The sequence below is a fragment of the Blastococcus atacamensis genome, assembly GCF_002938425.1.
Classification (GTDB): Bacteria; Actinomycetota; Actinomycetes; order Mycobacteriales; family Geodermatophilaceae; genus Blastococcus; species Blastococcus atacamensis.
The window spans coordinates 1-7,527 of the sequence record NZ_POQU01000121.1; the positions used below are offsets into that span (position 1 = coordinate 1).

10 protein-coding genes are annotated in these 7,527 nt (G+C 72.0%); 3 read left to right on the forward strand and 7 right to left on the reverse strand.

Going from position 1 to position 7,527, the window contains the following annotated elements:
• Positions 1 to 109: 109 nt before the first annotated feature.
• The gene (locus tag C5508_RS18345; protein WP_232797281.1) at positions 110 to 418 is read left to right on the forward strand and encodes a C40 family peptidase; all 309 of its coding nucleotides are present in this window, start codon (positions 110 to 112) and stop codon (positions 416 to 418) included.
• Between the two features lie 108 nt (positions 419 to 526).
• Entirely contained in the window at positions 527 to 1,426 is a 900-nt protein-coding gene (locus C5508_RS18350) for an SMP-30/gluconolactonase/LRE family protein (RefSeq protein ID WP_104526361.1), read from the forward strand.
• A 43-nt stretch (positions 1,427 to 1,469) separates the two neighbouring features.
• Here C5508_RS18350 and C5508_RS18355 read toward each other — a convergent pair whose 3' ends face one another.
• The 7 genes from C5508_RS18355 to C5508_RS19690 form a co-directional block, all read right to left on the reverse strand.
• Positions 1,470 to 2,000 carry a hypothetical protein gene (locus C5508_RS18355; protein WP_104526362.1) on the reverse strand — a complete coding sequence of 177 codons (531 nt, stop codon included), beginning with the start codon at positions 1,998 to 2,000 and terminating at the stop codon, positions 1,470 to 1,472.
• Between the two features lie 228 nt (positions 2,001 to 2,228).
• Complete coding sequence (locus tag C5508_RS18360) at positions 2,229 to 3,206, reverse strand: GGDEF domain-containing protein (protein ID WP_104526363.1); 978 nt, start codon at positions 3,204 to 3,206, stop codon at positions 2,229 to 2,231.
• A 156-nt stretch (positions 3,207 to 3,362) separates the two neighbouring features.
• A complete protein-coding gene (locus C5508_RS18365; protein ID WP_104526364.1) occupies positions 3,363 to 4,385 on the reverse strand; it encodes an LLM class flavin-dependent oxidoreductase in 1,023 nt (340 codons plus the stop codon).
• A 45-nt stretch (positions 4,386 to 4,430) separates the two neighbouring features.
• Positions 4,431 to 4,892: an NUDIX domain-containing protein gene (locus C5508_RS18370; RefSeq protein WP_104526365.1), complete on the reverse strand. Its 462-nt coding sequence runs from the start codon at positions 4,890 to 4,892 to the stop codon at positions 4,431 to 4,433.
• A 64-nt stretch (positions 4,893 to 4,956) separates the two neighbouring features.
• On the reverse strand, positions 4,957 to 5,109 hold the full coding sequence (locus tag C5508_RS19685) for a hypothetical protein (protein WP_157944147.1): 153 nt from the start codon (positions 5,107 to 5,109) through the stop codon (positions 4,957 to 4,959).
• 36 nt (positions 5,110 to 5,145) lie between these two features.
• Positions 5,146 to 5,820 (reverse strand): EcsC family protein, encoded by a 675-nt coding sequence (locus tag C5508_RS18375; protein ID WP_198598177.1) that lies wholly within the window; start codon positions 5,818 to 5,820, stop codon positions 5,146 to 5,148.
• A gap of 68 nt (positions 5,821 to 5,888) precedes the next feature.
• Positions 5,889 to 6,059 (reverse strand): hypothetical protein, encoded by a 171-nt coding sequence (locus C5508_RS19690; protein ID WP_157944148.1) that lies wholly within the window; start codon positions 6,057 to 6,059, stop codon positions 5,889 to 5,891.
• Positions 6,060 to 6,392: 333 nt separating this feature from the next.
• Here C5508_RS19690 and C5508_RS18380 point away from each other — a divergent pair, with 333 nt between their 5' ends.
• On the forward strand, positions 6,393 to 7,442 hold the full coding sequence (locus C5508_RS18380; protein ID WP_104526366.1) for a DUF222 domain-containing protein: 1,050 nt from the start codon (positions 6,393 to 6,395) through the stop codon (positions 7,440 to 7,442).
• Positions 7,443 to 7,527 lie beyond the last annotated feature (85 nt).

The window sequence follows — 7,527 nt, forward strand, 5'->3', positions numbered from 1 at the left end:
CTGCCAACATATAGCTACTGTATCCTTTTTGTCTGCCGCGTCAGATGTTTAGAAGAGACAGGCCCCCAACCACGCCGCGCAGGTCGCGGTCGACACGGCGCTGTCGAAGGTGGGTGCGCCCTACGTCTGGGGCGGCACCGGACCGGGCTACGACTGCTCGGGCCTGACCTGGTCGGCGTACCAGGCCGCGGGCGTGGACATCCCGCGCACGTCGCGTGCCCAGGCGGCAGCCGGGATCCCGGTCACGAAGGCCGACCTGCAGCCCGGTGACCTGATCTTCTTCTACAGCCCGGTCGGCCACGTCGGCATGTACATCGGCAACGGGCAGATGGTGCACTCCTCGACCTACGGCAACCCGGTCGCAGTCGTGCCGGTCGACTCGGTGTACGGCTTCAACTCGGCGAAGCGCTTCGCCTGATCCTGCGCGCTGCTGCCCCGGTCGTCCGCGGACGACCGGGGCACTGCCGCGCCCAGGCCTCACCTGTTCCTGTCGTCACGGCCCCGGGCGGCCCGTAGCGTCCGGCGCATGGGTGATCACGCGTTCACGACGGTGCTGGAAGGTGGCTCCTACTTCGAGGGCCCGCGGTGGCACGACGGCGCCTGGTGGGCGTCGGACTTCTACCGGCACACGGTCAGCCGGGTGCGGCCCGAGGGCGGCGAGACCGTCGTCCTCGAGGTGGAGAACCAGCCCTCGGGGCTGGGCTGGCTGCCCGACGGCTCGCTGCTCGTCGTCTCCATGAAGGACCACCGGCTGCTGCGTGTGACCGACGGCGAGGTGTCGACGCACGCCGACCTGTCCGACGTCTGCGGCGGCCACCTCAACGATCTGGTGGTGGACGCCGCGGGCCGGGCGTTCGTGGGCGACTTCGGCTTCGACCTCATGGGCGGCGGCACGCCGGCCCCGGCCTCGCTGAAGCGGGTGGACCCCGACGGCACGGTCACCGTCGTCGCCGAGGACCTGCGCTTCCCGAACGGCTCGGTCATCACCCCCGACGGCGGGACCCTGATCGTCGGCGAGACGTGGGGCAACCGCTTCTCGGCCTTCGACATCGCCGCCGACGGCTCGCTGGGCAACCGCCGGGTGTGGGCCGAGCTGGGTCCCGAGCCGGTCGGTGGGTCGATCGAGGAACTGCTCGGCCAGGTCGTCGTCGCACCGGACGGCTGCACCCTGGACGCCGAGGGCCACGTCTGGGTCGCCGACGGCTTCGGCTCACGGGTGCTGCGCGTGGCGCCCGGCGGCGCGATCGTCGACGAGATCGCCGCGCCCGACGGCATGGGCGTGTTCGCCTGCGCGCTCGGCGGGGACGACGGCCGGACGCTGCTGCTGTGCTGCGCGCCGGACTTCTACGAGCACCTGCGGGCGCCGGTGCGCGAGGCGGTGCTGGTGTCCACCGAGGTCGCCGTCCCGCACGCCGGCCTTCCGTGAGGAGCCCGCGGTGCGAGGCTCGCCTCGCACCGCGGGCCTCGGCTCAGGGGCAGAACTCCTCGCGCTTGACGACGCCGAAGTCGATGGCCCCCTCGGCGTTCCCGGTGACCCGCTGACCGGCCGGGATGTTCTGGTCGCAGACCATCCAGTTCGAGTCGAGCGCCTGGTTGCGGCTGCCCAGCAGGTCGTGCGACAGGCTGAGGAAGACGCCGTTGTCCTGCACGGCGTTCTGCGCGGTCTGCAGATCGATGCCCACGAGGTCCGGCATGACGAAGTCGACGACCGGGGCGGCCGACGTCGCCGGGGTGGTCGCCACCGGCGGAGCGACTGCCTGCGGCGCGGGCGTCGTGGGAGCCGCCGCCGATGTGCTGGTCGCGGCCGCCTCGTCGGTGGGCTTCTCGTCACCGGCGCCCACGGCGTTGCCGATGGTCCCCAGGACGATGATCCCGGCGACGACCACGAACCACGGTCGCTTGTAGAACGGCTTCGCAGCCGGAGCTCCGAACTGCTGCGGAGCCGTGGCTCCGGGCTTGGAGAAGTCGACGCCGTCGGTCGGGCCGTAGGGCTGAGTCATGTGCGTCCCCGTTGCATGTGCGACTGCTCCGGCGCGTGGACCGGAGGCATTTCCGCCCGGACGGTTGTCCCGGGCAACCGACGCAATCTGGCACGGACTCGGGCCCGGTCTGCGGACGACAGGGGTCCGACTCGGCCCCGGTGCCCCATGCGGCTCAGCCGGACCGCGCACACCACCACCGTGCGATCGGCGGCCGGCGGAGGCGGTCACTCCCGGCCGGGCGGACAGCTACTGGCTGCGGTGCCCCGGCCGGCCGAGCACGGTGCCGTCCGTGCTCCGCGAGGCGCCGCCGGCGAAGAGCTCCGCCCGGCCGCGCCCGAGGATCTTGGCGTCGTAGAGCGCGCGGTCGGCGCTGCGCATCAACTGGGAGGCGCTGTCGCCGGCGCGGTACTGGGCGACCCCGCAGGAGAGCGAGACCTGGGGGTGCCGCGCGAGCACGCGACGGACCAGCGCCAGGGCGTCGCGGCCGATCAGGCCCGGCAGGAGGAGGGAGAACTCGTCTCCGCCGTGCCGGGCCAGGAACGCCTCGGAGGGCAGCTCCTTGCTCCAGCTGTCCGCGACCCGGCACAGCACCCGGTCACCGGCCTCGTGGCCGTGGGTGTCGTTGACCGACTTGAAGTGGTCGACGTCGATGAGCACCGCCGACAGCGGCTGCTGTGTGCGGGCCGCCTCGGACATCAGCTCGTCCAGAGCCCGGTCGAAGCCGCGCCGGTTGTGCAGCCCGGTCAGCGGATCGCGGCTGGCGCTGGAGGCGAGGACCGCGAGCCGCTGGATGACGAGGCCGATCCCGATGAGGATCAGGTCCAGCCCCACTGCCGCACCCATCGGGACACCGGGGGTGACCAGCAGCGCGACGGTGATGCCGGCCAGGGCGACGCCCAGGTGCGCCAGCGCCTGGTGCTGCGAGAAGAAGAAGTGCGCGTCGACGACGACGAAGGCGACCAGCATCGCCGCGGCCAGCGAGGTGACCGGGTCGGGCGCGAGCAGCACCGCGGCGACGATCAGGGAGGTCGCTGCTCCCACGGCGGGGTGGTAGTACGTCCGGCGCCACTGCGCCCCCCACCGACCGACGACGACGGCGGCGGCGGCGGCGAGCCCGCACAGGACGAAGAGCAGCGAGCGGCGGACGCCTGCCGGCGCTCCCGACGCCATGAAGACCCCGGCGGTCGCGCCGAAGACGTAGAAGGTGGCCAGTGTGCGCGCCATGACGGGCGTCGTTGCCACCTCGGGCGCTGCTGACCGGCTCACCTGGAGAACGTCGGCCGATCGCGGCCATCCCTTGACCCAGAAACGGATCGCATCGATCCGAATCACCCACGCGGGTGACGTTCTCAGCGTGTCCGGGCCCTTCCATGCCCGGCGTCACTGGCCGGCGGGCCGCCAGCCGAGTGCGGGACCGAGGCGGGTCGCGATGTCGGTGAGGATCTGCACGTAGTCCTCGTGCTCGAAGCTGAACGGCAGCGCGAAGACCACCTCGCGCACCTCGCGGAAGCCGGCGTGCGCGTACAGGGCCTCGGCGATCTGCTCGGAGGTGCCCAGCAGGTCCGGGGCGAACAGCAGCCGGCCGGGCCCCTGCGGGGTGCCGACGCGAGGGGCGCGGGACTCGACGTAGGCGGCGTACCTCGCGCGCTGCTCGTCGGTGGCCGAGTCGGTGGGGATGACGACGAGGCCCTGCGAGACGCGGGCCGCCTCCCCCGCCGGCGAGGCGGCGCGGAAGGCGCGGATCTGCGCGGCCTGGATCGCGGCGAAGTCGGTCGAGTCCTCCGCCGTCACCACGCTGCTGGTCAGGAAGTTCATGCCGTGCTCGCCGGCCCACTTGGCCGATCGGGTGCTGCCGCCGCCGTACCAGAGGCGGTGCCGCAGCCCCGGTGAGTGCGGCTCGACCCGGTCGGACCACTCCTCGATGCCCTGGCGCCCGCGGGCGGGGCCGGCCTGCTCGCCGCGGACGAACCGGAGCAGCCGCTCGACGCGCTCGTAGCTGAAGTCCTCGACGTCGGCGGTGTCGGGGTAGAGGGATTGCTTGACGTCGTCCCAGCGCATCGGTGGGCCGACGCTGACGCCGGGGTTCAGCCGGCCGCCGGAGAGGAGGTCGACGGTGGCGAGGTCCTCGGCCAGCCGCAGCGGGTTCTCCCAGCCGAGCGGGATGACGGCGGTGCCGAGCTCGATGCGGGACGTTCGCTGCGTGGCGGCGGCGAGGACGGCGATCGGCGAGGAGATGCCGAACTGGAGGTGGCGGTGCCGGAGGTAGGCGCTGTCGAAGCCGAGCTGCTCGCCGAGGGCGATGACGTCGAGGGTCGACTCGTGTCCGGCGCGCGGGTCGGTGGGGTCGAACAGGCCGATGGTGAGGAAGCCGAGCTTCTCCAGCGGGGTTCCAGGGGCGGGCATGCTCGGCTCCTCGGGTCGACGTGGGTCCCCATCGTCGCCCAGCCCTCAGTCGGCGACGTGGGCGGCCAGGCGGTCGAGGAACGGCAGCTGCGCCTTGACGAGCTTCGTGCGGGCGGTGTCGAGGTCGAACCAGGCGGCGCGGTCGATCTCGGGGAAGCTCTGCATCCGGCCGGAGCGCGGTGGCCACTCGAGCTCGAAGGTGTTGCTGGTGGTCGCGTCGGCGTCCAGGTCGCCCTCGCCTGCCCAGACGGCGAGCAGCTTGCGGCCCTTCACCTCGCCCAGCGGCTGCAGGTCGGTCGCCGGCACCGGGCTGCCCAGCTCCTCGGCGAACTCGCGGCGGGCGGCGGCTTCGGCGTCCTCGTCCGGGTCGTGCTCGCCCTTGGGGATCGACCAGGCGTTGGCCTCCTTATTCGCCCAGAACGGCCCGCCCATGTGGCCGAGCAGCACCTCGACGCCGCGGTCGGTGCGGCGGTAGAGCAGGACGCCGGAGCTGCGGACGGGCGGCATCGGGTCAGCCTCCCGCACGGTTCGGGCGGACGCGCCGACCCGGGTGGCTGGTGCGCCGGACGGATCAGCCGTCGAGGACGGCTCCGACCGTGTTCTCGATCAGCCACCAGACCGGGGCGACGACGACGGTCTCGACGACGAACCCGACGGTGTCCATCGCAGCGTCTGCCACGGTGTAGGGCTGCTGCTCTTCATGAGTGGAGCTCTTCTTCGGCATGGCAGGTGTCTTTCGGGCGAGAGGCCGGGGTATCCGTTAGCTGACCGGGAAGTTGCTCTTGGCGTACCGGCCGGTCGTGCGCATGGCGGCCACGTTGACTCCCGCACCGATCCCAGCGCCGACCACAGGCACCCAGCGGCCCAGGTTGATGGCGCCTGTCGTGCCGAACTTGGTGAAGAGCCGGAAGCCGACCTTCTTGTTGATCTCGGTGAGCGTCTTGCCCGGCAGCTTCTTGAGCGCCGCCATGGCCGCCTTCGTGCCCAGGGTCGCGCCGAACTCGCCGGCCAACCCGGCCCCGCCCGCGCCCAGGAGCGACAGGAGCACCACGCTGCGCACCTCGTCGGACGTGGTGTCGTATCCGCGGAGATGGGCGACGGCGGCGACGCAGCGCGCCGACAGGGCGTAGAAGACCGCCACGTCGGTGGGGATCGCCACCGGCATCGTCAGGGGTCCACCCAGACCGGTGGCGAACCCCGACGCAGCCACGAGACGGGTGTGCGTGGCGATCACGCGGGCGATCGCGGTCTCGACGTCGCCGTGCTGGGCCAGGTGCTCGGCAGCGAACTGCTCGGCGCTCTTGAGCGGGCCGAAGCCGTCGACGCCACGGGAGAGGACTGCGTCGACGAGCCGTTCGACCCCGGCACCCTTCGAGGTGTCGCCGTCGATCGACTGCGGCTCGGCAGCTGGTACGTCCTGCTCCTGGATCGTCACTGCATGTCCCCCGTGCTCGGATCGGATGATGCGCTGTCCCGGGAAGCCGGACGTGGAGCCGGTTCGGGTCAGCGGGTGCGGGTGTCCCGCGGCGGAACCGCCGGCAGCCCGGGGCGCGCCGGCGAGAACTCGGGCACGAACCGCTGGGTCATCTCCAGCTCGGCGGCGTCGGGAGCCGAGTGGCGTCCCAGTCGGGGCATCGCGAACTCGGCGGTCTCATCGGTGAAGTGCTTGGCCACGACGTCACCGTAGGAAGCGGAGGCGGTCCGGCGCGGGACCGCGCCGATGCGTCCGGGGCGGGTGGTGCGAGCGGGACGGACGGGTCGAGATGTCGACTCGGCGACACGTCACCTCGTCGCCCGCCTGAAGACGACGGGTGGCTGCTCGCGCTGCACGACACCGAGGTCGACCTGCCCCCGACGTCGCTGGCGACCCTGCTATCCGGCCGGGATGCGCCGGTCAGCGTGCTCGTCCGGCTCGCGCCGCCGCCGGCGTCGTCAGACCCCACCGCCCAGCTCAGTTCTCGGCTTTTTCGCTGGTCAGAGCCTCAACCCTCCGGTATCATCGAACGTATGTTCGAGTCCGAGGTGGTGCTGACGATGGAGGAGTACCACTCCTACGTCATCGCCTTCCTCGAGATGGACTTCGATGCGGACTACCCGGATCCGGCCGACTTCGTGCGCGACGAGCGCCAACGGTTCCTCGACTCCCGAGCTCGCTTGCTGACCTCCGGAGCAGCACAGCTGGACGCCGCTCTGGCGGCCACGAAGCAGCTGTCGCGCGACGAGGCAGTGCGTGTCCGCGCACTGGCCGCCTTCGCCCGCAGCCGCCCGGCTGCGATGTTCGACCGTGCTCCCGGCGAGCGGGGAGCCGCTTCCGCGACGTCGCGGGCGTCCCGGCCGGCAGCCCTCACCGAGGTCAGCGAATGGGCAGTCGACGAGGCGGCGGCAACGCTGGGCGTCTCCGGTCGCGCGGCCTCCCTGATGCTGGTCGACGCGGTGACGCTGGCGGAGGGTCTGCCCGCCACCCTGGCCGCGCTGAGCACGGGAGAGATTTCGCCGGCACACGCACGGATCATGGTCGAGGTGGCGGGTCCCGTGGCCGATCCCGCGAGGCGCCAGGAGGTCGAGGCGGCCGTCCTGCCGCGGGCGGCCCGGCAGACCCCTGCGGCACTGCGGGCATCGGTCCGTCGAGCGGTCGCCCGGATCGACGCCGCCGCGGCCGCCGACCGGCTGGCGGAGGCCGCGCGCGACCGGCACGTCCGACTGGACGCCCGCGACGACGGCATGTCCGCGCTCACCGCACTGCTGTCGACGCCGGTCGGGCGCGCCTGCCGCGAGGCACTGAGCGCGTACGCGAAGGCGTGCGAGTTCGACGAGGACGGCAACCGCGATCCACGCACCCACGACCAGCGGATGGCCGACTGCCTGGCCGACCTGGTCCTGCGGCCGCACGCCGACCACCCGGCCGTGCAGGTGGTGCTCACGCTCGTCGCGGGCGTGGACACGCTCACGGGGCAGGGTCCGGGAGCTGACGAGCCCGGCGAGCTCGACGGCGACCTGGTCTCCGCGGCCCAGGTGCGCGAGCTGGTGGACCGGTTCGGCCAGCTGATACAAACCTAACGCTGCCGCCGAAGCAGCAAGTGAGGCAGTCGCACTGACAAGCATTATTATAGACAACTCTACAAACTAGTTCACACAGTACATA

Coding starts and splice junctions, on each gene's coding strand:
- C5508_RS18370 (WP_104526365.1), bottom strand. CDS start 4,892: ATGCCGCCCGTCCGCAGCTCCGGCGTCCTGCTCTACCGCCGCACCGAC.
- C5508_RS18350 (WP_104526361.1), top strand. CDS start 527: ATGGGTGATCACGCGTTCACGACGGTGCTGGAAGGTGGCTCCTACTTC.
- C5508_RS18360 (WP_104526363.1), bottom strand. CDS start 3,206: ATGGCGCGCACACTGGCCACCTTCTACGTCTTCGGCGCGACCGCCGGG.
- C5508_RS18355 (WP_104526362.1), bottom strand. CDS start 2,000: ATGACTCAGCCCTACGGCCCGACCGACGGCGTCGACTTCTCCAAGCCC.
- C5508_RS18365 (WP_104526364.1), bottom strand. CDS start 4,385: ATGCCCGCCCCTGGAACCCCGCTGGAGAAGCTCGGCTTCCTCACCATC.
- C5508_RS19685 (WP_157944147.1), bottom strand. CDS start 5,109: ATGCCGAAGAAGAGCTCCACTCATGAAGAGCAGCAGCCCTACACCGTG.
- C5508_RS18380 (WP_104526366.1), top strand. CDS start 6,393: ATGTTCGAGTCCGAGGTGGTGCTGACGATGGAGGAGTACCACTCCTAC.